Origin of the sequence: Silicimonas lutimaris (genome assembly GCF_047314965.1) — a bacterium.
Lineage (GTDB): Bacteria > Pseudomonadota > Alphaproteobacteria > Rhodobacterales > Rhodobacteraceae > JAVJUV01.
This window is the reverse complement of sequence record NZ_JBLBVK010000051.1, coordinates 145,011-170,057: the sequence shown is the minus strand read 5'-3', so window position 1 is coordinate 170,057 and position 25,047 is coordinate 145,011. Positions and strand designations below refer to the sequence as shown.

Genomic DNA, 25,047 nt, shown 5'->3' with positions numbered 1-25,047 from the left:
AGGACGGGCTAGGTCGTGGTCTTCAAGCGCCGAACGCCAAGGACCTACTATCAGGCGGTCAGCCACAGCCTCTATCCGAAGGGGGGCTGGCGTCGGGCCGCGCGCTACGTTCTGCACCGTCTGCGCAGATTGCCCGATCCGGCGCACAAGATCAGCCGGGGCATTGCCTGCGGAGTTTTCGTCTGCTTCACGCCGTTTTTCGGATTGCATTTCGTCATTGCGGCCGGGCTGGCCTGGCTGATCAACGGCAACCTCATGGCGGCGCTGTTGTCCACGTTCTTCGGCAACCCGCTGACATTCCCGTTCATTGCTGCTGTCTCCATGGAGCTCGGGTCCTGGATGCTTGGCAAACCCCCGATTCCCCTGCCGTTCGTCGTCAGCGCTTTTTCGGATGCCGCTGTCGAATTGTGGCGGAACATGATCGCGATCTTCACAACCGATGCGACCCATTGGGATGGACTGCTGAGGTTCTACGACCGGGTATTCCTGCCCTATCTCGTGGGGGGCATCCTGCCAGGAAGCGCCACTGCGATCGCGTTCTATTTCCTGTCGAATCCGCTTTTGTCAGCCTATCAGAAAGCGCGGGTGGCCCGACTGAAGAAGAAATTCGCGAGGAAAAGGGAAAAGGTCATCTCACGGCGGATGGAGGCCGTTGAGGCCGAAGGACTCTCTGCGCCGGGTTCCGATCGAAAGGCCGCCGAATAGCGACACGCTTGCCCTCTCGCGCAAGTCGTGCGACGGGACATCATGGCAAGGAAGACCAAGAGCAGGAAGAAGACGCAACCCGCGGCAAGGCCGAAGCGGGGATTTCTCCGGTCGTTCAACCGTGCAATCCTGTCATTCGCGCTGGCGATCGTCCTCTCGGTTGGCATCTTCGCCGTCGTTTCGCCACCCACGACCCCCTACATCCTGTCCGAGGCGGCGCGCCTTGACGGGGTGCAGCGCCGCTGGGTGCCGATCGAGGATATCTCGCCTGTCATGGTTCGCTCCGTCGTTGCAGCCGAAGACGCCAATTTCTGCCTGCACTGGGGGTTCGACATGGCGCAGCTTCGCGCGGCTATCGCCGAAGGCGGGGACCGGGGGGCTTCGACGCTGACCCAGCAGACGGTGAAGAACGTCTGGCTCTGGCAAGGCCGAAGCTGGTTGCGCAAGGCGCTGGAGGGTCTGATGACCCCCGTGGTCGAAGCGCTCTGGAGCAAGCGCCGCATTCTCGAGGTCTATCTGAACGTCGCCGAATTCGACACCGGCGTGTTCGGGATCGAGGCGGCCGCACAGCATCATTTCGGCGTCTCCGCCGCGAGTTTGACCGCGCGGCAGGCGGCTCTTCTGGCCGCCGTTCTGCCAAATCCCAAGGAACGTCAGGCCGTGCAACCGTCTGCCTTCGTGCGCCGCCGCGCGCAATCCATTGCCGATGGCGCCGCGACAATTGCCGCGGATGGGCGCGCGGATTGCTTCGAGGATTGACCCTGTGCCGAGAAACGGGGCATTCAGGGCGATATCGGGGGTTAACAGATGATCCGGCTCTATCACGTTCCGCTATCTCCCTTCTGCCGCAAGGTCAGGTTGTCGCTTGCGGAGAAGAGGCTGGAAGTCGAACTCGTGGAAGAGCGCTATTGGGAGCGCGATCCCGATTTCCTGCGCAGGAATCCCGCCGGAAAGGTTCCGATTCTCAAGATCGACGGCCTGACCCTTTGTGAAAGCGCCGCCATCTGCGAGTACCTCGAGGAGCGTTTCCCCGAACCGGCCTTGCTGCCGAAGGATCCGGCGGGTCGCCACGAGGTCCGTCGTCTGATCGGATGGTTTGACGACAAGTTTCACAACGAGGTGACCTCCAAGCTTCTTTACGAGCGGGTGAACAAGAAGATCACCAAGGAAGGCTATCCGGACAGTTCCAACGTCAAGGCCGGTGCCAAGGCCATCAAGGTCCACCTTGATTATCTGGGGTCTCTTCTGGACGAGAGGCGTTGGCTGGCTGGGAACGAGTTGACGCTTGCCGATTTCGCCGCCGCGGCGCACCTGTCCGCGCTCGACTACATCTCGGATGTCGACTGGAACAGGAACGAAACCGTGCGCGACTGGTACGCCAAGATCAAGTCGCGTCCGGCCTTCCGTAGTCTTCTGGCCGATGCCGTGCCCGGTTTCCCGCCGCCTCAGCATTATGCCGATCTGGATTTCTGAGGGGGCGCTGCCCCCGCCGCCTTCGGCGTCTCCCCCGAAGTTTTTGAGCCAAGAGGGAAGACTGTTCATTTCAATTTGTCATTGGCCATGCTGAAGGAGCGGCTGGTCACCCAGGCCCTGGCCGAAGGCTTTGCCATGGCACGCGTCTGCGCCCCGGATGCGGTGCCCGAAGTGCCGGATCGTCTGGAGGCGTTTCTTCGGGCTGGACGGCAGGGCCAGATGTCATGGCTTGCCGATCGGGCGCACTGGCGGGGGAATCCGCACGCGCTCTGGCCCGATGCCCGGTCGATCGTGATGTTGGCGGAACCCTATACGCCCGGCCACGATCCTCTGGAGGATCTCGACCGGAAAGATCGGGGGGTTGTTTCCGTTTATGCGCGCAACAAGGACTATCACGATGTCCTGAAAAAGCGTCTGAAGCGGGTGGCGCGCTGGCTCGTGTCCGAGACCGGGTGCGAGGTCAAGGTTTTCGTCGACACGGCGCCGGTGCCCGAAAAGCCGCTGGGGCAGGCGGCAGGGCTTGGCTGGCAGGGCAAGCATACGAACCTTGTCAGCCGCGATCTGGGCAACTGGTTCTTTCTCGGCGCCATCTTCACCACGTTGCCGCTGGAACCCGACGAGGCGGAAGCCGATCATTGCGGAAGTTGCCGCCGCTGTCTGGATATCTGCCCGACCGATGCCTTTCCCGCGCCTTATCAGCTCGATGCGCGGCTCTGCATCAGCTACCTGACCATCGAACACAGGGGGCCGGTGGACGAAGCGCTGCGCCCGAAGCTGGGTAATCGCATCTACGGTTGCGACGATTGCCTTGCGGTTTGTCCCTGGAACAAGTTCGCCAGCGCGGCTCGCGATCAGAAATACGCGGCGCGCGAGGATCTCGAAGCGCCGCCTCTTGCCCATCTGGCGCGGTTGGACGATGTGGCCTTCCGCCAGAAATTCTCGGGCTCGCCGATCAAGAGGATCGGCAGGGACCGCTTCGTGCGGAACGTGCTTTACGCGATCGGCAACTCGGAAGATCCGTCGCTTATGCCCGAAGCGGATAAGTTGTCGAACGACGCCGATCCCACGGTTGCCGACGCCGCGCGATGGGCGAAGCAGCGACTTTTTGGGGAAAATTGATCTGTGTCAGGCAGGGGAGGCGGTCTCGTGCTATGGTCAGGCTTCTTAGACCTATGGAGAAGCACATGGCCAAGCACATCATCGATGGTCCCCGGACGCGCGACGATAGCGAGCGTCTTGAGCACTTTACCAAGATCGACCGCGAAAAATCGGGCAAGCCGGGCGAGCAGAGTGAGGCACTGAACCGCGAGCCGAGAACCCGTGACCCGGGAGAGAAGCTGCGCCGCTACACCGACATGGATCGCCGTAGCGAAGACTGATCCGCCACTTTCCGGCCCGGCAAGCCGCTGATACTGAGGGGCATGAGTTTTGCCCCGGAGAATCCGTTTCGCGCGATCGCGTTGAAGCTGACGTCAGTTTTGCTGTTCGTCATCATGGCATCCTTCATCAAGGCGGCCTCGATCGAGGTTCCGCCGGGAGAGGCGGTGTTCTTCCGATCGTTTTTTGCCCTGCCGGTCATCGTGCTCTGGCTTGCCTCGCGCGGCGAGTTGCGGACGGGGCTGAAGGCATCCGATCCGAAGGCGCATGTCGTTCGGGGCCTGATCGGCTCGATGGCGATGGGCATGAGTTTCGCCGGCCTTGCCATCCTGCCGCTCTACGAAGTGAAGGCAATCCAGTACGCGATGCCGCTGTTCGTCGTGGTTCTGGCCGCGCTGATACTTGGTGAAACGGTGCGCAAGGTCCGCCTGACGGCAGTGGCCCTGGGCATGGCGGGTGTTCTGATCATTCTCTGGCCCCGTCTGACGGCGTTCAGCGACGATACCTTGGACCCGCGTCTGGCCTTCGGCGCCCTGGTGGTGCTGACCGGTTCGCTGTGCGCGGCCTTCGCCCAGATCTTCGTCCGCAAGATGGTCGAGACGGAGGAGCCGGCTGCGATCGTCTTCTGGTTCTCGGTGACCGCCACCTGCCTTGCGTTGCTGACCTTGCCTTTTGGCTGGACCGTGCCATCGGGCCGCGTCACCCTGTTTCTGATCGGAGCGGGTCTTGTGGGCGGTATCGGACAGATCATGCTGACCAGCGCCTATCGCTACGGCGACGCATCCATCATCGCGCCCTTCGAATACGCCTCCATGCTGTTCGCCGTTGCCATCGGATATGTGGTGTTCAGCGAAGTGCCGACGCTGGGAATGCTGGGCGGATCGGCCCTCGTCATCGGCGCCGGCGTGCTGGTGATCCTGCGCGAACGGTATCTCCATATCCAGCGCGGCAAGGCCCGGAAGATCGTCACCAAGTACGGGTGATGAGCGGTGGTAGCTTCGCGGTGGATTAATTGCCGGGTTCGGGGCAGACTGAAGACATTGAATCAGGGGTATTCCGGGGGATGGCATGGGATACGACCTCTATATTACGCGCAAGGAAGACTGGTCGGATAGCGAAGGTCCTGAGATTTCACTTGATGAATGGGCGTCGTATATTCTGGCCGACAAGGATCTGGAGATCGACCGGGACAGGGCGGCCGCGGTTGATCCTCGGGTTGCATCCGAGGCCAAGGAACCGACGCATGCCCGCTGGCTTCTTTGGCCGGATCGCGAACCGGGAGCGAGGGAGGCTTGGGTCTGGCTGGAACGCGGCAATCTCGTCGCGGCGGAACCCGACGCGGCTTTCCGGCGCAAGCTGTTCCTGATCGCTGATGGGCTGAATGCGCACCTGATGGGGCAGGAGGGCGAGGTTTACAACTCGAATGGTGATCCGGAAAAGGGCCGATCCCGCCTTGCCCCAGATGGGCGGAAGCGACCCTGGTGGAAGTTCTGGTAGGGTGGGCGGACTTGGACTGGGCGCCGCCGCGCTCCTTCTGATCAACCTGCTGACCTACGGCGCCTTCGCCTGGGACAAGAGGTGTGCAACCACCGCCCGCCGCCGGGTGCCCGAGGCGACTTTGCTGCAACTGGCGCTTATCGGCGGGTCGCCGGCGGCGAAGCTCGCGCAAAGACACTTGCGGCACAAAACCCGGAAAATGCCATTCGCCGCTCGATTGAACGGTATCGTCGCTGTTCAGGTGTTTCTGCTGGTCGCCACCGCGCTCTGGACTTTGATTTCGGCGAGCGCGTAACGGGCTGGTCCGCTATGCGCGGACCAGTTTCTCGTAGCCTTCGGCGATGTCGCGCGCCAGCGCACCCACCTCGAAGTTATAGTCGCCGATCTGGCCGACCGGCGTGACTTCGGCCGCCGTGCCGGTCAGCCAGCACTGTTGGAAGCCCTCCAGTTCCTCGGGCATGATGTGGCGCTCGTGGACCTTGATCTGGCGATCCTTCAGCATGCCGACCACGGTCTGGCGGGTAATGCCGTTGAGAAAGCAGTCCGGCAGTGGCGTATGCACTTCGCCGTCCTTGACGAAGAAGATGTTCGCGCCTGTCGCTTCGGCGACATAGCCGCGATAGTCGAACATCATTGCGTCCGCGCAGCCCTTGGCCTCGGCGGCGTGCTTGGAGAGCGTACAGATCATGTAGAGACCGGCGGCCTTGGCGTGGCTGGGAATGGTCTCGGGGCTGGGACGCTTCCACTTGGAGATGTCCAGCTTGGCGCCCTTGAACTTGCTGTCGCCATAGTAGGCGCCCCACTGCCACGCGGCGATGGCTGTGCGCACGGGGTTGCGGACCGAGGAGACACCCATGTCTTCGCCCGAACCACGCCACGCAACCGCGCGCACATAGGCGTCCGTCAGTCCGTTGGCCTTCATGACCTCGTATTTCGCGGCTTCAAGCTCGTCGACCGTATAGGGGATCTTGAAATCCAACTGGCCTGCCGAGAAATGAAGCCGTTCCGAATGCTTGCGGCTTTCGAAGATCTTGCCGGCGTAGGCCCGCTCGCCCTCGAACACCGAAGAGGCATAGTGCAGCGCATGCGTGAGAAGATGCACGTTCGCGTCCCGCCATGGCACCAACTTGCCGTCCATCCAGATCCACCCGTCGCGATCGTCGTATGCGCCAGCCATGCCAGGCCTCCGTTTGCAAAAGTTGCGCGATTAAGTCCGCATCGGTCATAAAGTTGCGGAAAATCTGGGAATCGCTACCAGTTGCATCTTGGAATGTCAACAAGGCTGACATAAAGTCCGCAAGGAAAGCAGGGAGGTTCCATGCCAGACAGCGGAAGCGGTTCCAGCGGCGAAAGTCTGCTGTTCCTGACGGACGATCAGTTGCGGAAAGGTATCGAGGCAATGTTCTTTGCCTATCGTGGCTTTACCGCCGATCCGGACCGGATCCTCGCTGAAAAAGGATATGGACGCGCACACCACCGCGCCATCCATTTCATCAACCGGTCACCGGGAACCACAGTGAACAACTTGCTGTCGATCCTCGGTGTGACCAAGCAATCGCTCAATCGTGTCCTGCGCGCCCTGGTCGAGGATGGTCTGGTCGAAAGTCGGGTCGGTGCGCGGGACAAGCGCGAACGTCACCTGTTCCTGACAGAGGTTGGCGAGGCTCTGGAAAGAGAACTGTCGACGGCCCAGCGTGACCGCATGCGCGCGGCGTTTCGCGAGGCCGGCCCCGAGGCGGTTGCGGGATTTCGGCAGGTTCTGGAAGCCATGATGGACAAGGACCTTCGCCGTCACTACACCCGCCTCAAAGAGAGCAACGGATGAACGAACCCGACGCACACCTGCTGATCGTCGACGACGACGAGCGTATCCGGAGCTTGCTGCAAAAGTTTCTGATCCGGAACGGCTTTCTTGTCTCTGCGGCGCGTGACGCCGCCCATGCGGAGCGTATCCTGTCCGGTCTGGATTTCGACATGATCGTCCTGGACGTGATGATGCCCGGCGAGGATGGCGTGAGCTTCTGCAGGCGACTGCGCGAAAAGCGCGACCTGCCGATCCTGCTGCTGACTGCCAAAGGCGAAACCGAGGACCGCATCAAGGGGCTTGAGGCAGGCGCGGACGACTACCTGGCAAAACCGTTTGAGCCCAAGGAACTGCTGTTGCGGATCAACTCGATCCTGCGCCGCGTTCCGCCCAGCGAACCGCAGACCATCGCGCCGAAGGTACTGTCCCTCGGACCGCTTCGCTACGATATCGAGAAGGGCGTGATGTGGAGTGGTGACAAGACCGTCCGCCTCACCGCCACGGAAGCGCACCTGATGCGCATTTTCTCGGCATGCCCGGGGAAAGCTCTGTCACGCACCGAGCTTGTCGAGAAACTGGGTCGCGACGGGGGGCAGGCGCAGGAGCGCGCCGTGGACGTCCAGATCACGCGCCTGCGCCGCAAGCTGGAAGCCGACCCCAAACAACCGCGCTATCTGCAGACTGTGCGCGGTGCAGGATACATGCTGGCGCCGGACTAACTGTTTGTCTCGACCAGGCGGATGTTGGGATTGGCCCGGCGAAGTGACGCGGCGAACCTCTCGTATTTTTCCGATACATCTGGACGCCAGTTGCCCTGCGCAAAAGCGAACGACCGTCCGTCGCGCAGGACAAGACATGCCGTGTACCAGAAGCCGTCGTTGTCGGTCGTGTTGAATTCGATGCGGTCAACCTCGCCCACATCGGCGCGCGTGTGGTCTCGCCGTCCCGGCCGGCTTTCGATCACATGCAGGACGCCGGTCGCCGGATCAAACGAGATCTGCCGTGTCCGTGCCGCTCTCAACCGACCCGCCATGAAGGGAACCGCGACAAGAAAGACTAATGTGAAGGGAAGTGCGAAATAGACCGGCACCACCTCCGAACCCAGACGCCACAGGGCAACGATGGCGAATGGGAAGGCGATCAGGAAGACCAGAAAAATTGCTGCCTCAGGCCAATCCTTGCCATCGCGAAAGATGATTGGAGTGCGATCCGAATGCTCTGTCATGGCTCGCGTGATAAATCCCAACCATGACAGTTTCGTGACAGCCGGCGCGCAGCATAAAACGCGTGTGGCGCCGAAACCGCATTCAGGTCAGTGCCAGCTTCAAGCCCAAGAGAGCAAGGATACCCCCGAAAACCCGGTCGATGGCGCTTTTCATTCCGGCGTAGATCGCGCGGCTGCGTTCAAGCGAGAATATCCGGGCTACGCCGGCGGTGCACACGATCTCGTTCATGAACATGGTAAAGAGCAGCAGCGCGATGGCTTGGGGCGAGGCGTCCGGGGGCACGGTTCCCAGGAAGACGGCCCCGAAGAACAGGGCGGGTTTGGGGTTCGACAGCTGTGTCGCAAGGCCAAGCCTCAGGGCCGATAGCGGCGTACGCGCCGCGCCGCTGGCGGTGGCTTCAGGCAGCGGCTCAGAAGCGTGTCTCCACATCTGAAGGGCGATCCACATCAGGAACAGGCCGCCGGCGATCTTGAAGGTCCAGAACAGTGCTGGCGCCGCCTGGAACAGCAGAGCCAGTCCCGACAGCGCAGCCAGAGCCCAGACCATGATGCCGATCCCGAAGCCCAGGGACAGGAAGGCGGCCGAGCGCATCCCGTCTGTAACGCCAACCCTGGCGGCAAGAAGAATGGTGGGGCCGGGTGAGGCGGCGGCCAGAAGATGAATGAACCATGCGGCCAGGAATGCGCTTGCGGTCATGCGGCATCTCGGATCTTGGTTTGAAACACCTTGCTTTGCCCCGGCGATTTTGTGAACACAAGACATGACCCTTATCTTTTCCCATGATGCCGCGCTTTCCCATGTGACGCCTCCGGGCCATCCGGAACGCGTGGCCCGGATCGAAGCTGTCTGGACCGCTTTGCGACAGTTGGACGGTCTGGACTGGCGCGAGGCACCTCTTGCTGACCGTGCCGAAGTGCTGCGCTGCCATCCCGAAAGCTACCTGGAGCGAATCGAGGCGGCGATACCCGAGCAGAGTTATGTCTCGCTCGATGCTGATACCCATGTCTCGCCCGGTTCGCTGGACGCGGCGCTGCGCGCGCTTGGCGGATGCGCGGCCGCCGTGGATGCGGTCATCGCGGGCGAGGCGCGAAACGCCTTCGTCGCTATGCGTCCGCCCGGTCACCACGCCGAGACCGAGACGGCCATGGGTTTCTGCCTGTTCGGCAACGCCGCGATCGCGGCCAAGCGGGCGCTGGATCACCACGGACTGTCCCGCGTCGCCGTTCTGGATTTCGACGTGCACCACGGAAACGGAACGCAGGACCTCCTCTGGAACGAGGAACGGACGCTGTTCTGCTCGTCCCACCAGATGCCGCTTTATCCCGGCACGGGTGGCCCGCACGAGACAGGGGCGCACGACAATGTGGTCAACGCCCCGCTTGCGCCGATGACGGGCGGTACCGAGATGCGCCGAGCCTGGGGTGACATCATCCTGCCCGCCGTCGACGACTTCGCGCCCGAACTCATTATCGTCTCGGCCGGCTTCGACGCCCATGCGCGCGATCCTCTCGCAAACCTGAACTGGCTTGAAGAGGATTTCCGCTGGATCACCGAGGCGATCTGCGATGTCGCAGAGGCCCACGCCGGCGGGCGCGTGGTCTCGACTTTGGAAGGCGGCTATGATCTTGAAGCTCTCGCCGCCAGCGCGGCCGAGCATGTGCGGGTTTTGATGGAGCGAGAGGCATGAGCGACAAGGCAGTCAAGGACATGAGCTTCGAGGAAGCCATGAAGGAACTGGAATCGGTCGTGGCAAAACTCGAATCCGGTGACGTACCGCTGGAAGATTCGATCAAGCTCTACGAGCGCGGTGCCGCTCTGAAGGAACATTGTCAGGCAAAGCTGTCCGAAGCCGAGGAGAAGGTCGCCCAGATCACGCTCGACAGCGATGGCAACCCGAAGGGAACCACCCCGGTCGATATCCAGTGAGTTTCGAAAGCGATCTGAAGACCCACGCCGCCCGCATCGGCGCGGCGCTGGACGGCTATCTTGGCGTCTTCGGCGACGATCCGGTGGCGCAGGGCATGCGCTATGCCACAAATGGCGGCAAACGTTTGCGTGGTTTCCTCGTGATGTCCTCTGCCCAGCTCTTCGACGATCCGCGCGAAGGGCATCTTCTGGCCGCTGCGGCGATTGAGTGCATCCACGCCTATTCGCTGGTGCATGACGATTTGCCCTGCATGGATGACGACGACCTCCGGCGCGGTCAGCCGACCGTTCATCGCAAGTGGGACGAGGCGACGGCGGTTCTGGTGGGCGACGCGCTTCAGACCTTTGCGTTTGAACTGCTGGCGCGTGATGCGGTGCACCCCGACCCGCGTGTCCGGCTCGACCTTGTGTCCAGCCTTGCCAAGGCATCGGGTGCGCAGGGGATGGTCCTAGGGCAGGCGCAGGATATCGCAGCCGAGACGGCGGGACGTCCATTGACGTTGGACGAGATCACCGAACTGCAGGCGAACAAGACCGGGGCGCTGATCCAGTGGTCGGCCGAGGCGGGCGCAGTCCTTGGCGGTGCCGATCCCGGGCCCTTGCGGGCCTATTCCACGGCGCTTGGACTTGCTTTCCAGATCGCGGATGACATTCTGGATGTCACCGGCGACGAGACCAAGACGGGCAAGCGCGTCGGAAAGGATTCAGATGCCGGTAAGGCGACGTTCGTATCCTTGCTGGGCCTTGATGGCGCGCGTCGGAAAGCGCGGGATTTGGTCGCAGAAGCCGTTGACGCGCTCTGCTTATATGATGCACGAGCGGACAACTTGCGTCAGGCAGCTATGTTTGTAGTTTCGCGCGAGTTCTGAGACCGGAGTAGGCATGTCCGAGAGACCGACAACACCAACGCTGGACCGGGTCGTTTCCCCGGCCGACATGAAGCGTCTTTCGGACGACGAGTTGCGGCGTCTGGCCGATGAACTGCGCGCCGAGACGATCAGCGCCGTCAGCGAGACCGGCGGCCATCTTGGCGCGGGTCTGGGCGTGGTCGAACTGACCGTTGCGCTTCACGCGGTGTTCGACACGCCGCGCGACAAGCTGATCTGGGACGTCTCCCACCAGTGCTATCCGCACAAGATCCTGACCGGACGGCGCGACCGCATCCGGACCCTTCGCCAGAAAGGTGGTCTCAGCGGGTTCACGAAAAGGTCGGAAAGCCCATATGACCCCTTTGGCGCAGCGCATTCCTCGACCTCGATCAGCGCCGCGCTTGGTTTTGCTGTCGCGCGTGACCTGGGCGGCACGACCGAGACGGGTCTCGGAGACGCCATCGCGGTGATCGGCGACGGGGCCATCTCGGCTGGCATGGCATATGAAGCGATGAACAATGCCGGACATCTCGGCAAGCGGCTGATCGTCATCCTGAACGACAACGAGATGTCCATCGCCCCGCCCGTCGGCGCGATGTCGTCCTATCTTTCGCGGCTATATGCGGTCGACCCGTTCCAGGAACTGAAATCGGCTGCGAAAGGTGCGGTTAGCCTGCTTCCCGAGCCGTTCCGTGAAGGCGCCAAGCGGGCGAAGGATCTGCTGAAGCACACCGTGGTCGGCGGGACGCTCTTCGAGGAACTGGGGTTCAGCTATATCGGACCGATCGACGGGCATGACCTCGACCAGCTTCTGCCGGTCCTGCGCACGGTCAAGGCGCGCGCCACCGGGCCGGTTCTGATCCACGTGCTCACCAAGAAGGGCAAGGGCTATGCGCCGGCGGAAACGGCCGACGACAAGGGACATGCGACGGCCCGGTTCGATATCGTTACCGGAGAGCAGAAGAAGGCCCCGTCGAACGCGCCCTCCTACACCAAGGTTTTCGCCAAGGCTCTGATCGACGAGGCCAGCCGCGACGACAAGATCGTCGCCGTGACCGCCGCGATGCCCGATGGCACGGGGCTCGACCTGTTCGCCAAACAGTACCCAAGCCGGTGCTTCGACGTGGGTATCGCGGAACAGCACGGCGTCACCTTTTCGGCGGGACTTGCCGCGGGGGGCATGAAGCCCTTCTGCGCGATCTACTCCACCTTCCTCCAGCGCGGCTACGATCAGGTCGTCCACGACGTTGCGATCCAACGCCTGCCGGTGCGCTTCGCCATCGACCGGGCGGGACTGGTCGGCGCGGACGGGGCGACCCATGCCGGCGCGTTTGACGTTGCCTTCATGGCGAACCTGCCAGGCATGGTCGTGATGGCCGCCGCCGACGAGGCGGAACTGGTGCACATGGTCGCGACGGCAACAGCGCACAACGACGGCCCGATCGCCTTCCGTTATCCTCGGGGCGAGGGTGTGGGCGTCGAGATGCCCGAACGGGGCGAGGTGCTGGAAATCGGCAAGGGCCGCATGATCCGTAAAGGCTCGGGCGTGGCGATCCTGTCGTTCGGAACCCGTCTTCAGGAAGTCGAGAAGGCCGCCGAGGCTCTTGGCCAGAGGGGGATCAACCCAACCATTGCCGACGCGCGCTTTGCCAAACCGCTGGATCGCGAGCTGATCCTGTCGCTTGCCGCCGAGCATGAGGCGCTGATCACAGTCGAGGAAGGCGCGGTTGGCGGGTTTGGCTCTCATGTCGCGCAGCTTTTGGCAGACGAAGGCGTTTTCGACACCGGCCTGAAGTTCCGCTCGATGGTTCTGCCCGACATCTTCATCGACCAGGCCAGCCCGCACGATATGTACGATGTCGCGGCCATGAACGCCGAGCATATCGAGGCCAAGGTTCTTTCGGTTCTCGGCGTGTCGGACATCTCGAAGCGGGCTTGACGTTTGGGGCATCTGCCCCTTCTCCGGGCGCGCCGAGCTTGACCCAGAGGGGCATTGTCCGGAACAATCGATGCCATGAAACCGCTCGCGCTTTTCCTGGCATTCGCTCTCTCGACGCTGCCCCTCCACGCGCAGGTCGCCCCGTCGGCCGCGCAAATCGCCGCCTATTCCGGCCTGCATCGCGCGGCGCATGAAGATGACACCGCAGAGATTGCGCGCCTGGTCGCGGCGGGTGCGGACCTGGAGGCGCGGGACGGCCGGGGCAGAACCCCGCTTCATGTGGCGGCCTTCGCATCGAACGACGCGGCGCTTCGGGCATTGGCCGAAGCGGGTGCTGACATGAACGCGCTCGAGGGCCAGGCTTATGACGCGGTCACCATAGCTGCGGTCGCCGACGACCCCGAGTTGATGTCACTGGCCATCGAACTGGGTAACGATCCGGGCCTGACCACCAGCCCCTATGATGGAACCGCCCTAATCGCTGCCGCGCACCTGGGGCATGACGAGGTGGTACGCCGGCTGATCGCGGCGGGTGCACCGCTGGATCATGTGAACAACCTTGGCTGGACGGCGCTTATAGAAGCGGTCATCCTTGGCGATGGCGGCCCCCGTCACCAGCGCGTGGTCAAGGCGCTTCTGGACGCCGGAGCGGACCGCGAACTGGCTGACCGGCAGGGGCGCACGCCGCTGGATCTCGCCAATATGTCCGGGTACGCCGCTATAGCTGAAATGTTGCGTGACTAGGACCGGTCCAGTTTCTTCTCGATCGCTTCCAGCCGCCGGAGGATCTCCTCGCGGTACTCGCCGGTCGCGGCGACCTCTTCTTCGGCATGGGCGTCCTGCATCGAGTTCACGATCAGACCGACAACAAGGTTCACAACCGCGAATGTCGTGATCAGGATGAACGGGACGAAGAACGCCCAGGCGAAGGGATAGACCTCCATCACAGGGCGCACGATCCCCATCGACCAGCTTTCCAGCGTCATGATCTGGAACAGTGAATAGGCCGACAGGCCCAGCGTTCCGAACCAGTCCGGGAACGAGGCCCCGAACAGCTTGGTCGCGATGACCGAGGCGATGTAGAAGATCAGCGCCATCAGCGCAAAGACCGAGGCCATGCCGGGCAGGGCGTTGAACAGGCCCTCGATCACCCGGCGCAGGCGCGGCACTGCCGACAACAGGCGCAGCACCCGAAGGATCCGCAAGGCCCGCAGCACCGACAGGCCGCCGCCTTCCGGCACATAGGATATGCCGACCACCGCCATGTCGAAGATGTTCCACCCGCTTCGGAAGAACGAGGGTCCGCGTGCGTAGAGCTTCAAGAGCAGTTCGACCGTGAAGATCGCAAGGCAGAGCCGGTCCAGCGCGATGATCGCCGGTCCGGCCATCTCCATCGCCGAGGACGAGGTCTCGAGCCCGAGGATGATGGCGTTGAAGACGATCACGCCGATGATCACGGCCTGCACGTCGCTGCGGTCAAGAAAGGTCCCGAGGCGGGATCGGAATGTCATCTGGCTGTCCCCTTTGCAGCCCAGATAGGTGCAAGGGGCGCGCGAACAAGCGGCCTAGCCCTGTTCCGCCGCCAAAACCGCCGCCAGACCCTCGCGGAACGTCGGATAGAGCAGCTTTACGCCCAGTTCTTCCTTGATCCGGTCATTCCTGACGCGTTTCGATTCCGCGTAGAAGGACCGCGCCATCGGTGACAGCTCTGCATCTTCGAAGTCGACGGCGGGGGGAACAGGAAGGTCCAGCAGTTCCGCGGCATGCGAGATGACATCCTGAGGCGGGGCCGGATCGTCGTCGCAGAGGTTGTAGATCGAACCGGGGTTCGGGCGTTCGATGGATGCGGCCAGCACCTGTGCGATGTCGTCCACGTGGATGCGGCTGAAGACCTGGCCGTCCTTGATGATCCTACGGGCGGTGCCATTGCGTACCTTTTCGAACGGGCCGCGGCCGGGGCCGTAAATTCCGGCAAGCCGGAAGATGTGAAGCGGCAAGCCCAGCGCCTGCCAGGCCGCTTCGGCATCGACACGCGCCTGTCCCCGCCGTGTCGAAGGCAGCAGTTCCGAGCCTTCGTCCACCCAGTCGCCCTCCCGGTCGCCATAGACGCCGGTTGTGGAAAGATAGCCTACCCATTCAAGATGGGTCGCCGCCCTCAGCGCCTCGCCCGCCTCGGCCAGAACCGGGTCGCCGCCGTCGTCGGGCGACACCGAGCTCAGCACATGTGTGGCGCGGTTCAGTGGCAGTGGATTGCCTGGCCAGATCACTGGCTCCACCCCCTCGGCGGCCAGCTGCATGGCCTTCTCACTCGAACGGGTGGTGCCGATGACATGCCAGCCTTCGGCGATCAGCAGCCGCGCCAGCGCGCGGGCGGAAAAACCGTGGCCGATGGAAAGAAGTGTCGGGGTCATGGGGCCAAGACTTGGCATGAGGTGGCCGGGACGCAAGAGCCTTTCGCGGGTTTTGCGTCGATTTTCAACGCGCCTCCCGGCAGGACGCGAATGCGTGCGGAACGAATCCATGCCCGGTTTCGGGCCAAGCGGTGCTAGGCTGATATCGGAGGACTTGCCATGGACATGCTCGGCGGAGGGTTGGCGGCCATCGGAAACACGCCACTGGTCCGGCTTGGACGGCTCGTGCCGGATGGTGCAGCAGAGGTCTGGGTCAAGCTCGAAGGCGGAAACCCCACAGGCTCCTACAAGGACCGGATGGCGGTGTCTGTCCTGATGAGCGCACTGGAGCGGGGCGACATTTCCGCTGGCGACACGATCGTCGAATTCACCGGCGGCAGCACCGGCACAGCGCTGGCCTTCGTCTCGGGCGTGCTTGGCATGAAGTTCACGGCGGTCTTTTCCGACGCCTTTTCGCATAGCAAGCAGCAGGCGATGGAAGCGTTCGGCGCGACGGTTCTGATAGAGAAAAGCGTGGATGGCGCCATCACCCACGAGCTTGCCGAGCGGATGAAGCAGCGCTCTCTCGCCATTGCCGATCAGCCGGGTCATTACTATGCCGACCAGTTCGGATCGCCGGATGTCCGCGCGGGCTACCATCCGATGGGCCGGGAAATCGCGGCGGCTCTGGAGGGTGGCCTGGACGTCTTCTGTGCCGCCGTCGGCACCGGGGCCGCGATGATGGGCACGCTCGATGGCCTTCACGAAAGCGGTCTTGCCCCGGATGCCATCGCGCTCGAACCGGCGGAGTCTCCGCTGCTGACCACCGGCGTGTCGGGCGGGCACAAGGTGGAAGGCATCGCCGTGTTCCCCGATCCGCCGTTTCTCGACCGCTCCGTCATCCGCGAGGTGCGCACCGTCGCGCAGGACCGCGCCTTCGAGATGTGTCGAAGGCTGGCCCGCGAAGAAGGCATCTTCGGCGGCGGTTCGACTGGGCTGAATGTCGCGGCCGCGATCGATATCGCCGTTGAGCTGGGCGCGGGTCACCGGGTCGTCACGCTCGGATGCGACAACGGCGCCAAATATATTGGCGGTCACATCTATTCGCCGACGGCGTGATTGCCTCTCCGGCACCTGGTCGGAGGACGCTGACGGGGGTTGCAGCTTCCGCGCGTTCGGGGTCATTTGCTGGCATGGAAACGCCGATCAAATCCTGGTCCGAAGTGGCCCCCGTCCTTGTGGCCGTGGCGGCAGGGCGTCAGGCAGCCGACAGCGTCATTCGCGGTGGGAAGCTGGTGAATGTTCAGTCGCGCGAAATTCTGGATGGCTGGCAGGTAGCCATTTCCGAAGGGCGCTTCGCCTATGTCGGACCCGACGCCTCGCATTGCATAGGCCCCGACACCGAGGTGACCGAGGCCGGCGGGCGCTACCTGATCCCCGGCCTCTGCGACGGACATATGCACATCGAGTCGGGCATGCTGACCCCGGCCGAGTTCGCCGCCGCCGTGATCCCGCATGGCACGACCACGATGTTCACCGATCCGCACGAGATCGCCAACGTGCTGGGCCTGCGCGGTGTCCGGCTGATGCATGACGAGGCGCTGATGCAGCCGGTCAACATCTTCACGCAGATGCCATCCTGCGCGCCCTCGGCGCCGGGTCTGGAGAAGACCGGATACGAAATATCGCCAGACGACGTGGCCGAGGCGATGACCTGGCCGGGCATCATCGGTTTGGGCGAGATGATGAACTTTCCCGGCGTCATCAATGGCGATCCCAAGATGCTGGCCGAAATCGCGGCGACGCAGGATGCGGGCAAGACCGTCGGCGGGCATTATGCCAGTCCCGACCGCGGCATTCCTTTCCATGCGTATGTTGCGGGCGGTCCCGCCGACGACCACGAGGGCACGGCGGAGGCCGACGCCATCGCCCGCGCGCGGCAAGGCATGCGCTCGATGCTGCGGCTGGGCTCGGCATGGTACGACGTCGAAAGCCAGATCACGGCGGTTACGGAAAAGGGCCTCGATCCGCGGAACTTCATTCTCTGCACCGACGATTGCCACTCGGGCACGCTTGTCAATGACGGCCACATGAACCGCGTTGTCCGCCATGCGATTGCCTGCGGCTGCGACCCGCTGATCGCACTCCAGATGGCGACGGTGAACACCGCCACCCACTTCGGGCTTGAGCGAGAACTGGGTAGCATCGCCCCGGGCAGACGGGCTGACCTGATCCTGACGTCGGATTTGCACAACCTGCCGATCGAACTCGTGATCGCCCGGGGCGTCACGGTGGCGAAGGATGGCGAGATCACCGTCGAGTGTCCGCATCTCGACTGGCCCGAGGACGCACGCGCGACGGTGCATCTGGGCAAGGCGCTTGCGGCGACCCATTTCGAGGTTCCCGCCCCTGATGGCCGGAACAGGGTGACGGCCCGGGTGATCGGGGTGGTGGAAAACCAGGCCCCGACCGAAGCGCTGACCGCCGAACTTCCCGTCATTGACTGTGTGGTCGAAGGCGAGAACGGAGTGGCCCAGATCGCGCTGGTCGAACGGCACCGGGCCACCGGTGAGGTGGTCAACGGTTTCGTCTCAGGCTTCGGATATGAAGGTCGCATGGCGATCGCCTCAACGGTCGCCCACGACAGCCATCACATGATCGTGGTCGGTACCGACCGAGCCATGATGGCCGCGGCCGCCAATCGCCTGGGCGAGGTCGGTGGCGGCGTGACCGTCTGGAAGGACGGCGCCGAGATCGCGCTTGTGGAGCTGCCGATCGCGGGCCTCATGTCCGACAGCCCGGCGCGCGATGTCGCGGCCAAGGCGCAACGCATGGTCGAGGCGATGGCCGAGTGCGGCTGCACCCTGAACAACGCCTACATGCAGCATTCCCTCCTGGCGCTTGTCGTCATCCCGTCCCTAAGGATCTCCGATCTGGGGCTTGTGGATGTCGATCGCTTCCAGCTGACCGACCTGTTCGAGGAACGATCATGACCGCCGACGGCCGCCTTGCCATTCACTCCCCGGACACGCCGGAACACGAGACGTTCTCGGACCCGGACGCCGCGGTCGGCCGACTTATCGAGCTCTACGACATGGCGGCGAACTATCTGTGCACGACCTTTTCTGACGTCCTGTCAAAGGGCATGCCGACCAATCGCTTCCGCGCCTTCTATCCCGAGATCCGGCTGACGACGACGACCTTCTCGCCGACGGACTCGCGCCTGAGCTTCGGGCATGTGGCCGAGCCGGGGCGGTATTCGACGACCGTGACACGGCCACGGCTTTTCGCCAATTACCTGCGTCAGCAGATCGGGCTCCTGATCCGCAACCACGGGATGCCGGTTCAGATCGGCGTGTCGCAGACACCGATGCCCGTGCATTTCGCCGTTGCGAACGATTCCGCGCTGACGGTTCCGCAGGAAGGCGCAATGGAATTCACGCTGCGCGACGTGTTCGACGTGCCGGACCTCTCGTCGATGCATGACGACATCGTCAACGGCTACGGCTACACCCACGAGGATGGTTCGCATCCTCTCGCGCCCTTTACCGCGCAGCGCGTCGATTACTCGCTGGCGCGCCTCAGCCACTACACGGCAACGGACCCGTCGCATTTTCAGAACCACGTGCTGTTCACGAACTACCAGTTCTACGTCGAGGAGTTCGAAGCCTTCGCCCGCAAGATGCTGGCGGATCCGTCAAGCGGCTATACCGCCTTCGTCGGACCGGGGAATGTCGAGATCACCGAGGCCGACGCGACTTTGCCCACCCCGTCGAAACTGCCGCAGATGCCGACCTATCATCTGAAGCGCGCCAATGACGGCGGGATCACGCTGGTCAATATCGGCGTCGGTCCCTCGAACGCGAAGACGGCGACCGACCACATCGCGGTGTTGCGTCCGCACGCCTGGCTGATGGTGGGCCATTGCGCCGGTCTCAGGAATTCCCAGCGGCTGGGTGATTTCGTTCTGGCGCATGGCTATCTTCGCGAGGATCACGTTCTGGACGACGATCTTCCGGTCTGGATGCCGATCCCGGCCCTGGCTGAGATCCAGGTCGCGCTGGAAGAGGCCGTCGCCGATGTGACCGAGTACGAAGGCTACGAATTGAAGCGGATCATGCGGACGGGAACCGTCGCTACGATCGACAACCGGAACTGGGAGCTTCGTGACCAGTCCGGGCCTGTCCAGCGTCTCTCCCAGTCCCGTGCCATCGCGCTGGACATGGAGTCCGCCACCATCGCCGCGAACGGCTTCCGTTTCCGTGTTCCCTACGGCACGCTTCTGTGCGTCTCGGACAAGCCGCTGCACGGAGAACTCAAGCTGCCGGGCATGGCGTCCGAGTTCTACCGCACCCAGGTTGCCAAGCACCTGCTGATCGGCATCCGCGCGATGGAGAAAATCCGGGAGATGCCGTTGGAACGGATTCACTCTCGGAAACTCAGAAGTTTCGAAGAGACGGCGTTCCTTTGACCACTTGTTTCGTCCTTCGTTATAAGGAAGAATCGCAAAAATGGGATTGAATGGGTCGCGCCGACGTGATCGGGGATCATAGCCGAATTTTGGGGAAAAGTCCCGTCCCCGGCAGAATGGACGGCGATTTCCGCCAGAATCAGCCGAAAAACGCCCACGAAATGCGCTGTGGCCCTTATTTTACTGACACAAAGCGTTGTGTCCCGACCCCAAATCCAGTTAAATTGCTCGAATGAGCCACAATAACGGGGCCAGAACGAGGAGATTCAACATGGCAAAACCAATGACCAAAACCCAGCTTGTCGCCGCTCTGGCCGAAAAGATGGATAGCGATAAGAAATCCGCAGGCGCTGCGCTGGACGGGATCATCGCGATCATCACGGAAGAAGTTTCCGGCGGCGGTGCCGTGACGCTTCCGGGTGTTGGCAAGATCTATTGCCGCGAACGTCCGGCTCGCATGGTCCGCAACCCCGCCACGGGCGAGCAGATCAAGAAGGATGCCGACAAGGTCGTGAAGATGACCATCGCGAAGGCACTGAAGGACAGCGTCAACGACTGATCCGAACCAGGATACGCGACAGGGCCGCCTTCGGGCGGCCTTTTTGTTTCTCGATGTCCGGTCCGCCACGCACCTCTGGTCCCGCCCGACAAGTCCTGCTAGGCGATGCGTAAAGACGACGGGGCGGGAATGGACATCAAGGCGATACTGGGCGGGCTGGCATTTGCCTTCATGTGGTCGTCCGCATTCACATCGGCGCGCATCATCGTCACCAACGCCCCCCCGCTCACGGTCTCGGCCTTCAGGTTTCTGGTCGCCGGTGTGATCGTGCTTCTCCTGGCCAGGGTATTCGGACAGTCGCTTCGGCTGAATGCGCAGCAGTGGAAGCTGACCATCGTGTTCGGCATCTGCCAGAACGCCCTTTATCTCGGCCTGAACTTTGTCGCCATGCAATGGGTCGAGGCCTCATTGGCGGCGATCATCGCCGCATCGTTGCCCCTTTGGGTCGGGGTTTCAGGCTGGCTGATCTGGGGTGAGAGGGTTCCGGCGCTTGGTACGGCGGGCCTGATCGCGGGCATCGCAGGGGTGATGCTGATCATGGGCACACGCATCAGCGCCGGTGTCGATCCCCTTGGCGTTGTGCTGTGCGTTCTCGGAGCGCTGGCCCTGACCTTCGCGACGCTTGCCGTCCGGGGCGCATCGTCGGGCGGCAATCTGCTGACGGTGGTCGGGTTTCAGATGCTTATCGGGTCCGCGGCCCTCTGGGTGCCGGCTTTGAGCTTCGAGACATGGCAGGTCAACTGGTCGCCCCTCGTGATCGGCGCGTTCCTTTACACGATCTTCGTTCCCGGCATCCTCGCAACGATCCTCTGGTTCTGGTTGGTGGGCAGGATCGGAGCGACCCGGGCGGCGACCTTCCATTTCCTCAACCCGTTCCTGGGCGTGGTCATCGCCTCGGCGCTGCTCGGCGAGTCCCTCGGTTGGCTGGACGCAGTCGGCGTCGCCGTGATTACCGCGGGTATCCTTGCGGTACAGATGTCGAAAGTGCGCGTCTGACGTCCTTGTGATCGTCTGTCACCTTCTTTTTGATGACAGGGCGGACAAGGCCCGCTCATAAGGCAGCATGGATTTGCTCCTTGGATACCTCGCCGGACTGCTGACGCTGATCAATCCCTGCGTTCTGCCGATCCTGCCAATCGTTCTGGCGACGGCCCTTCAGGCCGGGCGGGGAGGGCCGCTGGCGCTTGCCGCCGGGATGAGCCTGTCTTTCGTCGCGCTGGGCTTGCTGGTGGCATCGGCCGGCCGTGTTCTTGGGATCACCGAAGAAACGGTTTCGAACGCTGCCGCGGTTCTCATGATCCTCTTCGGTGCGGTCCTGCTTGTCCCCAGGTTCTCGGCGGTTTTCGCGACCGCCACCGCAGGCGTCTCGCAAGGTGCGGATCGTTCGATGGATACGATTGCCAACGACAGCCTGACCGGCCAATTCGTCGGAGGTATCCTGCTTGGCGCAGTCTGGAGCCCTTGCATCGGCCCGACACTCGGCGGAGCGATCGGCCTTGCCAGCCAGGGCGGTAGCCTCGCTACGGCTGGATCCATCATGGTGGCCTTCGCGCTGGGCGTGTCTTCGATCGTTCTTGCGCTGGCCTACGGCGCGCAGTCGGTGATCCGCCGCCGTCAGGCGCTCTTGCGCCGAGTGGCCGAAGTGAGCCGCCCGGTCATGGGCGCTGTCTTTGTGGCCGTGGGCCTGGCCATCCTTTTCAAGCTGCATCATGTCGTCGAGATCTGGGCGCTCGACAACCTGCCCGAATGGTTCACAGCCCTGTCTGTTTCGATCTGAAGGAGTCACTCATGCGTCGTCGTACCTTTGTTGCTTCCACTCTGGCCGCCGCGATGGCCGCGCCCGCTTTTGCCGCGAATGGGCAGTCCTATCGGCAAGGCCTTGTTGAAGAAGAACTGGCAGCGGGGAGAACGGTGTTTCTGGATTTCTATACCGACTGGTGCACGACCTGCCGCGCACAGGGCAAGGCGATCCGAGACCTGATGGACGAGAACCCGGCTTACGAGGCGAATGTCAGTTTCATCAAGATCGACTGGGATCAGCACGCGCAGTCGTCTATCGCCACCCGATTGAACATTCCCCGCCGCTCTACCCTGGTGGTTCTCAAGGGCGACAAGGAGCTTGGCCGGATCGTCGCAGGTACGCGCAAGGCCGACATCAAGGCTCTGATGGACACCGCTTTGGCGGCGGCGTCGGCCTAACGCGGGGCAAGCTGCCGGGACAGGAGCAACGTCAACAGTATCGGCGGGATGAAGGCGGCGAAAGCCGCGCGAAGGCCCGCCGTCTCAGCGATCCAGCCCATAAGCGCCGGCGCGGCAAGCATTACCAGACCCGTCAGGAAGATCACGGCGGATACGCTTTCTGCCGCGGGACGTGCGCCAAGCCGCGCCGCCGCACTGATCATCAGCGGAAACAAAACCGAGGTGCCGAGGCCGATCAGGGCGAAACCTGCAAGCGCCACGGTCACGCCGGGTGCTGCCGCCACAAGAACTGCACCAGCAAGGGCGAAACCCGCCAGGCTGAACGCCACGACAACCGGACCGAAGCGCTCTGTCAGCCGGTCGGCGAACATCCGTCCCAGCGTCATGCTGACCAGGAAGGCCGGCAACGTCAGTGTGTCGACCCAATCCGGGGCAGAGAAGGTGTCCCGCATGAAGATCACCGAGAAATTCTGTGTCCCGACCTGGCATATGCCGCCCGAGAGACCGAACAGGACAAGAAGAAACGTGCGCCGCGAGGGCAGCGCGATGCCCGGCCGTGTGCTACGGTCTCCGTCGGTTTCGGGGCAGGGACTCATGGAGACGGCAATCGTCGCGGCCAAAAGGCCCACCAGCGGCACGAACGCCATCAGGTGCAGCCCGGCCGGAACAGCCCATCCCCGCGCGCCCACGCCCAGAACGGCAGCCGTCAGCATCCCTGCGCTCCAGATCCCGTGACAGCGGTTCATCACGCGCCGGCCCGATGCGGTTTCTACCCGGTCGGCCTCTACGTTCATCGCAACGTTCGTCAGCGAGAACGAGACCCCCATGCCGAGGATCACGGCGAAGAGAACCGGTACGGTCGGCGCATAGGCGGTCAGTGCGGACAGAAGGGAAAGAAGGGGAAGCCCGATCACGAGGATCGGCTTGACGCCCAATGACCGCACGATGCGTCCTGACACGAGATTGATCGCCAGACCGCCCAGCGAGGCGGTCGTCAGAGCGAGGCCAAGCATGGCCTCGGACATCGCAAGGCCCTGCTGAATGTCGGGGATGCGGGTAAAGATACCGCCGCCGGCCACGGCATGTGCAAAAAAGACCAGAAGAATGATTTGGGTTCGACTCACGCGGCGATCATCCGACGAAAAACTGTCCTGCGCGACAGGAGAATTCTGGTTCCGCGTTTTTGCGTAATCGTCTCCAACCGCAGACCTGCATCTGCCAAGGCTCCGAGCTTGGGATCCGACAGAATGACAATCGGGACTGGGCCGGAGCTCAGCCGATTGGACCGCGAACGCCGCCAGTCTGAGCGCGGTCGAGCAGCAGGTGATCCAGCACCACCGCCGCCGCCATGGCCTCGGCCACCGGCACGGCACGGATGCCGACGCAGGGATCGTGCCGGCCCTTGGTGACAATCTCGGTTGCCTCGCCGGACTTGGTGATCGTCTTGCGCGGCGTGAGGATCGACGAGGTCGGCTTGACCGCGAAGCGCACGACGATGTCCTGCCCGGTCGAGATGCCGCCAAGGATGCCGCCCGCGTGGTTCGATGAATAGACCGGTCCGTCCGGTCCCATGCTTATCTCGTCGGCATTCTGCTCGCCGCGCAGCCGCGAGGCGGCCATGCCCTCGCCAATCTCGACGCCCTTGACCGCATTGATCGACATCATCGCCGCTGCAAGGTCGGTGTCGAGCTTGCCATAGACCGGCGCGCCCAGACCGGCCGGGCAGCCGCGCACGGTGACTTCGATCGTCGCACCCACGGACGAGCCGGACTTGCGCAGTCCGTCCAGGTATCCCGCCCATTCGGTCGCCGCTTCGGCGTCAGGTACCCAGAAGGGATTGCGTTCGATCTCGTCCCAGTCGAACCGGGCACGGTCGATATCCTTCTCGCCCATCGCCACCATGTAGCCTGTGATGGAAAGGCCGGGGACAAGGTGCGCCAGCGCGGCGCGGGCGACGCCGCCTGCGGCCACGCGCGACGCCGTCTCGCGTGCCGAGGATCGTCCGCCGCCGCGATAGTCGCGGATGCCGTACTTCTGCCAGTAGGTGATGTCGGCATGCCCCGGACGGAACTTCTCGGCGATCTCGCCATAGTCCTTCGACCGCTGGTCGGTGTTCCGGATCATCAACTGGATCGGCGTGCCGGTCGTGACACCCTCGAATACGCCCGAGAGGATCTCCACCTCGTCGGCTTCGCGGCGCTGGGTGGTGTACTTGTTCTGGCCCGGCTTCCGCTTGTCCAGCCAGACCTGGATATCCTCTTCCGAGAGCGACACGCCCGGCGGGCATCCATCGACGGTCGCGCCCAGTGCGGGCCCGTGGCTTTCACCCCAGGTCGTCACCCGAAAGACATGTCCGTAGCTGTTGAAACTCATGGGCCGCGCTCCTTTCGACCTCCTTAACCGCAGAGCGCGCCAAGGAAAAGACGGAGCGGGAAGATTGAAGCCGGCGGATTCGGCCTTGCCCTCTGCTCCCTCGCGCCCTAGTTTTCGCGTCACCTCGGGGTGCCCGAAAGGGCTGAGATGCTGATCCAGCGAACCCGTTGAACCTGAACCGGCTAATACCGGCGGAGGGAAGGTCGAGATCATCTCACCCCGATCCCCCGTCCGGCCAG

Annotated in this window: 29 protein-coding genes and 1 riboswitch; of the genes, 22 read left to right on the top strand and 7 right to left on the bottom strand. The window is 63.1% G+C overall.

Going from position 1 to position 25,047, the window contains the following annotated elements:
• Nucleotides 1-15 precede the first annotated feature (15 nt).
• From ACKLNI_RS13130 to ACKLNI_RS13095, 8 genes are all read left to right on the top strand, one after another.
• Entirely contained in the window at nt 16-705 is a 690-nt protein-coding gene (locus ACKLNI_RS13130) for a DUF2062 domain-containing protein (RefSeq protein WP_413719528.1), read from the top strand.
• Between the two features lie 42 nt (nt 706-747).
• The gene (gene mtgA / locus ACKLNI_RS13125) at nt 748-1,464 is read left to right on the top strand and encodes a monofunctional biosynthetic peptidoglycan transglycosylase (protein WP_413719527.1); all 717 of its coding nucleotides are present in this window, start codon (nt 748-750) and stop codon (nt 1,462-1,464) included.
• A gap of 48 nt (nt 1,465-1,512) precedes the next feature.
• Nucleotides 1,513-2,178, top strand: coding sequence for an FtsZ-binding protein FzlA (fzlA, locus tag ACKLNI_RS13120; protein ID WP_413719526.1), 666 nt, complete (start codon nt 1,513-1,515; stop codon nt 2,176-2,178).
• 87 nt (nt 2,179-2,265) lie between these two features.
• On the top strand, nt 2,266-3,297 hold the full coding sequence (gene queG / locus ACKLNI_RS13115) for a tRNA epoxyqueuosine(34) reductase QueG (RefSeq protein ID WP_413719525.1): 1,032 nt from the start codon (nt 2,266-2,268) through the stop codon (nt 3,295-3,297).
• A gap of 65 nt (nt 3,298-3,362) precedes the next feature.
• Nucleotides 3,363-3,557, top strand: a complete 195-nt coding sequence (locus ACKLNI_RS13110) for a hypothetical protein (RefSeq protein WP_413719524.1) — start codon at nt 3,363-3,365, stop codon at nt 3,555-3,557.
• 42 nt (nt 3,558-3,599) lie between these two features.
• The gene (locus ACKLNI_RS13105; RefSeq protein WP_413719523.1) at nt 3,600-4,538 is read left to right on the top strand and encodes a DMT family transporter; all 939 of its coding nucleotides are present in this window, start codon (nt 3,600-3,602) and stop codon (nt 4,536-4,538) included.
• Between the two features lie 85 nt (nt 4,539-4,623).
• Nucleotides 4,624-5,052: a hypothetical protein gene (locus ACKLNI_RS13100; RefSeq protein ID WP_413719522.1), complete on the top strand. Its 429-nt coding sequence runs from the start codon at nt 4,624-4,626 to the stop codon at nt 5,050-5,052.
• A gap of 1 nt (nt 5,053) precedes the next feature.
• Entirely contained in the window at nt 5,054-5,347 is a 294-nt protein-coding gene (locus ACKLNI_RS13095) for a DUF1294 domain-containing protein (RefSeq protein ID WP_413719521.1), read from the top strand.
• A gap of 12 nt (nt 5,348-5,359) precedes the next feature.
• On the opposite strand, the gene ACKLNI_RS13090 is transcribed toward ACKLNI_RS13095, so the two are convergent.
• Nucleotides 5,360-6,229 carry a branched-chain amino acid aminotransferase gene (locus ACKLNI_RS13090; protein ID WP_413719520.1) on the bottom strand — a complete coding sequence of 290 codons (870 nt, stop codon included), beginning with the start codon at nt 6,227-6,229 and terminating at the stop codon, nt 5,360-5,362.
• 141 nt (nt 6,230-6,370) lie between these two features.
• Between ACKLNI_RS13090 and ACKLNI_RS13085 the strand changes: the two genes are divergently transcribed.
• Both ACKLNI_RS13085 and ACKLNI_RS13080 read left to right on the top strand, forming a co-directional pair.
• Nucleotides 6,371-6,877, top strand: a complete 507-nt coding sequence (locus ACKLNI_RS13085; protein WP_413719519.1) for a MarR family winged helix-turn-helix transcriptional regulator — start codon at nt 6,371-6,373, stop codon at nt 6,875-6,877.
• Nucleotides 6,874-7,575, top strand: a complete 702-nt coding sequence (locus ACKLNI_RS13080; RefSeq protein ID WP_413719518.1) for a response regulator — start codon at nt 6,874-6,876, stop codon at nt 7,573-7,575. Before ACKLNI_RS13085 ends, ACKLNI_RS13080 begins: the two co-directional genes overlap by 4 nt.
• Here ACKLNI_RS13080 and ACKLNI_RS13075 read toward each other — a convergent pair.
• A complete protein-coding gene (locus ACKLNI_RS13075; protein ID WP_413719517.1) occupies nt 7,572-8,081 on the bottom strand; it encodes a hypothetical protein in 510 nt (169 codons plus the stop codon). The two genes, ACKLNI_RS13080 and ACKLNI_RS13075, sit on opposite strands and share 4 nt — an antisense overlap.
• A gap of 82 nt (nt 8,082-8,163) precedes the next feature.
• Nucleotides 8,164-8,778 (bottom strand): LysE family translocator, encoded by a 615-nt coding sequence (locus ACKLNI_RS13070; protein ID WP_413719516.1) that lies wholly within the window; start codon nt 8,776-8,778, stop codon nt 8,164-8,166.
• Nucleotides 8,779-8,842: 64 nt separating this feature from the next.
• On the opposite strand from ACKLNI_RS13070, the gene ACKLNI_RS13065 reads away from it, so the two are divergent.
• From ACKLNI_RS13065 to ACKLNI_RS13045, 5 genes are all read left to right on the top strand, one after another.
• Entirely contained in the window at nt 8,843-9,769 is a 927-nt protein-coding gene (locus ACKLNI_RS13065; RefSeq protein ID WP_413719515.1) for a histone deacetylase family protein, read from the top strand.
• Nucleotides 9,766-10,008 carry an exodeoxyribonuclease VII small subunit gene (locus ACKLNI_RS13060; protein ID WP_413719514.1) on the top strand — a complete coding sequence of 81 codons (243 nt, stop codon included), beginning with the start codon at nt 9,766-9,768 and terminating at the stop codon, nt 10,006-10,008. The genes ACKLNI_RS13065 and ACKLNI_RS13060 overlap by 4 nt, the downstream gene beginning before the upstream one ends.
• Nucleotides 10,005-10,877 (top strand): polyprenyl synthetase family protein, encoded by an 873-nt coding sequence (locus ACKLNI_RS13055; RefSeq protein ID WP_413719513.1) that lies wholly within the window; start codon nt 10,005-10,007, stop codon nt 10,875-10,877. Before ACKLNI_RS13060 ends, ACKLNI_RS13055 begins: the two co-directional genes overlap by 4 nt.
• Nucleotides 10,878-10,890: 13 nt before the next feature.
• Complete coding sequence (gene dxs / locus ACKLNI_RS13050; protein WP_413719512.1) at nt 10,891-12,816, top strand: 1-deoxy-D-xylulose-5-phosphate synthase; 1,926 nt, start codon at nt 10,891-10,893, stop codon at nt 12,814-12,816.
• A 75-nt stretch (nt 12,817-12,891) separates the two neighbouring features.
• Nucleotides 12,892-13,560 (top strand): ankyrin repeat domain-containing protein, encoded by a 669-nt coding sequence (locus ACKLNI_RS13045; RefSeq protein ID WP_413719511.1) that lies wholly within the window; start codon nt 12,892-12,894, stop codon nt 13,558-13,560.
• On the opposite strand, the gene ACKLNI_RS13040 is transcribed toward ACKLNI_RS13045, so the two are convergent.
• Together ACKLNI_RS13040 and ACKLNI_RS13035 are read right to left on the bottom strand one after the other, a co-directional pair.
• Nucleotides 13,557-14,327 (bottom strand): ion transporter, encoded by a 771-nt coding sequence (locus ACKLNI_RS13040; RefSeq protein WP_413719510.1) that lies wholly within the window; start codon nt 14,325-14,327, stop codon nt 13,557-13,559. The genes ACKLNI_RS13045 and ACKLNI_RS13040 overlap by 4 nt on opposite strands.
• A gap of 54 nt (nt 14,328-14,381) precedes the next feature.
• Nucleotides 14,382-15,227, bottom strand: coding sequence for an SDR family oxidoreductase (locus ACKLNI_RS13035; RefSeq protein WP_413719509.1), 846 nt, complete (start codon nt 15,225-15,227; stop codon nt 14,382-14,384).
• Between the two features lie 159 nt (nt 15,228-15,386).
• Here ACKLNI_RS13035 and ACKLNI_RS13030 point away from each other — a divergent pair, with 159 nt between their 5' ends.
• The 7 genes from ACKLNI_RS13030 to ACKLNI_RS13000 all read left to right on the top strand — a co-directional run bounded on the left by ACKLNI_RS13030 (nt 15,387) and on the right by ACKLNI_RS13000 (nt 22,435).
• Nucleotides 15,387-16,325, top strand: coding sequence for a PLP-dependent cysteine synthase family protein (locus ACKLNI_RS13030; protein WP_413719508.1), 939 nt, complete (start codon nt 15,387-15,389; stop codon nt 16,323-16,325).
• Between the two features lie 74 nt (nt 16,326-16,399).
• Nucleotides 16,400-18,199 carry an adenine deaminase gene (locus ACKLNI_RS13025; RefSeq protein ID WP_413719507.1) on the top strand — a complete coding sequence of 600 codons (1,800 nt, stop codon included), beginning with the start codon at nt 16,400-16,402 and terminating at the stop codon, nt 18,197-18,199.
• Entirely contained in the window at nt 18,196-19,677 is a 1,482-nt protein-coding gene (locus ACKLNI_RS13020; RefSeq protein ID WP_413719506.1) for an AMP nucleosidase, read from the top strand. The genes ACKLNI_RS13025 and ACKLNI_RS13020 overlap by 4 nt, the downstream gene beginning before the upstream one ends.
• 271 nt (nt 19,678-19,948) lie before the next feature.
• Nucleotides 19,949-20,236, top strand: coding sequence for an HU family DNA-binding protein (locus ACKLNI_RS13015; RefSeq protein ID WP_413719505.1), 288 nt, complete (start codon nt 19,949-19,951; stop codon nt 20,234-20,236).
• A gap of 129 nt (nt 20,237-20,365) precedes the next feature.
• Nucleotides 20,366-21,232 carry a DMT family transporter gene (locus tag ACKLNI_RS13010; protein ID WP_413719552.1) on the top strand — a complete coding sequence of 289 codons (867 nt, stop codon included), beginning with the start codon at nt 20,366-20,368 and terminating at the stop codon, nt 21,230-21,232.
• A 67-nt stretch (nt 21,233-21,299) separates the two neighbouring features.
• Nucleotides 21,300-22,013: a cytochrome c biogenesis CcdA family protein gene (locus tag ACKLNI_RS13005; protein ID WP_413719504.1), complete on the top strand. Its 714-nt coding sequence runs from the start codon at nt 21,300-21,302 to the stop codon at nt 22,011-22,013.
• Between the two features lie 11 nt (nt 22,014-22,024).
• Nucleotides 22,025-22,435, top strand: coding sequence for a thioredoxin family protein (locus ACKLNI_RS13000; RefSeq protein WP_413719503.1), 411 nt, complete (start codon nt 22,025-22,027; stop codon nt 22,433-22,435).
• Here the strand turns inward: ACKLNI_RS13000 and ACKLNI_RS12995 are convergent.
• Both ACKLNI_RS12995 and aroC read right to left on the bottom strand, forming a co-directional pair.
• A complete protein-coding gene (locus tag ACKLNI_RS12995; protein WP_413719502.1) occupies nt 22,432-23,559 on the bottom strand; it encodes an MFS transporter in 1,128 nt (375 codons plus the stop codon). The genes ACKLNI_RS13000 and ACKLNI_RS12995 overlap by 4 nt on opposite strands.
• Nucleotides 23,560-23,707: 148 nt before the next feature.
• On the bottom strand, nt 23,708-24,808 hold the full coding sequence (gene aroC / locus ACKLNI_RS12990; RefSeq protein WP_413719501.1) for a chorismate synthase: 1,101 nt from the start codon (nt 24,806-24,808) through the stop codon (nt 23,708-23,710).
• Between the two features lie 115 nt (nt 24,809-24,923).
• Nucleotides 24,924-25,025, top strand: a riboswitch (TPP riboswitch).
• Nucleotides 25,026-25,047: the final 22 nt, after the last annotated feature.

Excerpts from the sequence above, each read along its gene's own strand:
- mtgA (WP_413719527.1), top strand. The coding sequence starts at position 748 with ATGGCAAGGAAGACCAAGAGCAGGAAGAAGACGCAACCCGCGGCAAGG.
- fzlA (WP_413719526.1), top strand. The coding sequence starts at position 1,513 with ATGATCCGGCTCTATCACGTTCCGCTATCTCCCTTCTGCCGCAAGGTC.
- queG (WP_413719525.1), top strand. The coding sequence starts at position 2,266 with ATGCTGAAGGAGCGGCTGGTCACCCAGGCCCTGGCCGAAGGCTTTGCC.
- ACKLNI_RS13110 (WP_413719524.1), top strand. The coding sequence starts at position 3,363 with ATGGCCAAGCACATCATCGATGGTCCCCGGACGCGCGACGATAGCGAG.
- ACKLNI_RS13105 (WP_413719523.1), top strand. The coding sequence starts at position 3,600 with ATGAGTTTTGCCCCGGAGAATCCGTTTCGCGCGATCGCGTTGAAGCTG.
- ACKLNI_RS13100 (WP_413719522.1), top strand. The coding sequence starts at position 4,624 with ATGGGATACGACCTCTATATTACGCGCAAGGAAGACTGGTCGGATAGC.
- ACKLNI_RS13090 (WP_413719520.1), bottom strand. The coding sequence starts at position 6,229 with ATGGCTGGCGCATACGACGATCGCGACGGGTGGATCTGGATGGACGGC.
- ACKLNI_RS13085 (WP_413719519.1), top strand. The coding sequence starts at position 6,371 with ATGCCAGACAGCGGAAGCGGTTCCAGCGGCGAAAGTCTGCTGTTCCTG.
- ACKLNI_RS13080 (WP_413719518.1), top strand. The coding sequence starts at position 6,874 with ATGAACGAACCCGACGCACACCTGCTGATCGTCGACGACGACGAGCGT.
- ACKLNI_RS13075 (WP_413719517.1), bottom strand. The coding sequence starts at position 8,081 with ATGACAGAGCATTCGGATCGCACTCCAATCATCTTTCGCGATGGCAAG.
- ACKLNI_RS13070 (WP_413719516.1), bottom strand. The coding sequence starts at position 8,778 with ATGACCGCAAGCGCATTCCTGGCCGCATGGTTCATTCATCTTCTGGCC.
- ACKLNI_RS13065 (WP_413719515.1), top strand. The coding sequence starts at position 8,843 with ATGACCCTTATCTTTTCCCATGATGCCGCGCTTTCCCATGTGACGCCT.
- ACKLNI_RS13060 (WP_413719514.1), top strand. The coding sequence starts at position 9,766 with ATGAGCGACAAGGCAGTCAAGGACATGAGCTTCGAGGAAGCCATGAAG.
- dxs (WP_413719512.1), top strand. The coding sequence starts at position 10,891 with ATGTCCGAGAGACCGACAACACCAACGCTGGACCGGGTCGTTTCCCCG.
- ACKLNI_RS13045 (WP_413719511.1), top strand. The coding sequence starts at position 12,892 with ATGAAACCGCTCGCGCTTTTCCTGGCATTCGCTCTCTCGACGCTGCCC.
- ACKLNI_RS13040 (WP_413719510.1), bottom strand. The coding sequence starts at position 14,327 with ATGACATTCCGATCCCGCCTCGGGACCTTTCTTGACCGCAGCGACGTG.
- ACKLNI_RS13035 (WP_413719509.1), bottom strand. The coding sequence starts at position 15,227 with ATGACCCCGACACTTCTTTCCATCGGCCACGGTTTTTCCGCCCGCGCG.
- ACKLNI_RS13030 (WP_413719508.1), top strand. The coding sequence starts at position 15,387 with ATGGACATGCTCGGCGGAGGGTTGGCGGCCATCGGAAACACGCCACTG.
- ACKLNI_RS13025 (WP_413719507.1), top strand. The coding sequence starts at position 16,400 with ATGGAAACGCCGATCAAATCCTGGTCCGAAGTGGCCCCCGTCCTTGTG.
- ACKLNI_RS13020 (WP_413719506.1), top strand. The coding sequence starts at position 18,196 with ATGACCGCCGACGGCCGCCTTGCCATTCACTCCCCGGACACGCCGGAA.
- ACKLNI_RS13015 (WP_413719505.1), top strand. The coding sequence starts at position 19,949 with ATGGCAAAACCAATGACCAAAACCCAGCTTGTCGCCGCTCTGGCCGAA.
- ACKLNI_RS13010 (WP_413719552.1), top strand. The coding sequence starts at position 20,366 with ATGGACATCAAGGCGATACTGGGCGGGCTGGCATTTGCCTTCATGTGG.
- ACKLNI_RS13005 (WP_413719504.1), top strand. The coding sequence starts at position 21,300 with ATGGATTTGCTCCTTGGATACCTCGCCGGACTGCTGACGCTGATCAAT.
- ACKLNI_RS13000 (WP_413719503.1), top strand. The coding sequence starts at position 22,025 with ATGCGTCGTCGTACCTTTGTTGCTTCCACTCTGGCCGCCGCGATGGCC.
- aroC (WP_413719501.1), bottom strand. The coding sequence starts at position 24,808 with ATGAGTTTCAACAGCTACGGACATGTCTTTCGGGTGACGACCTGGGGT.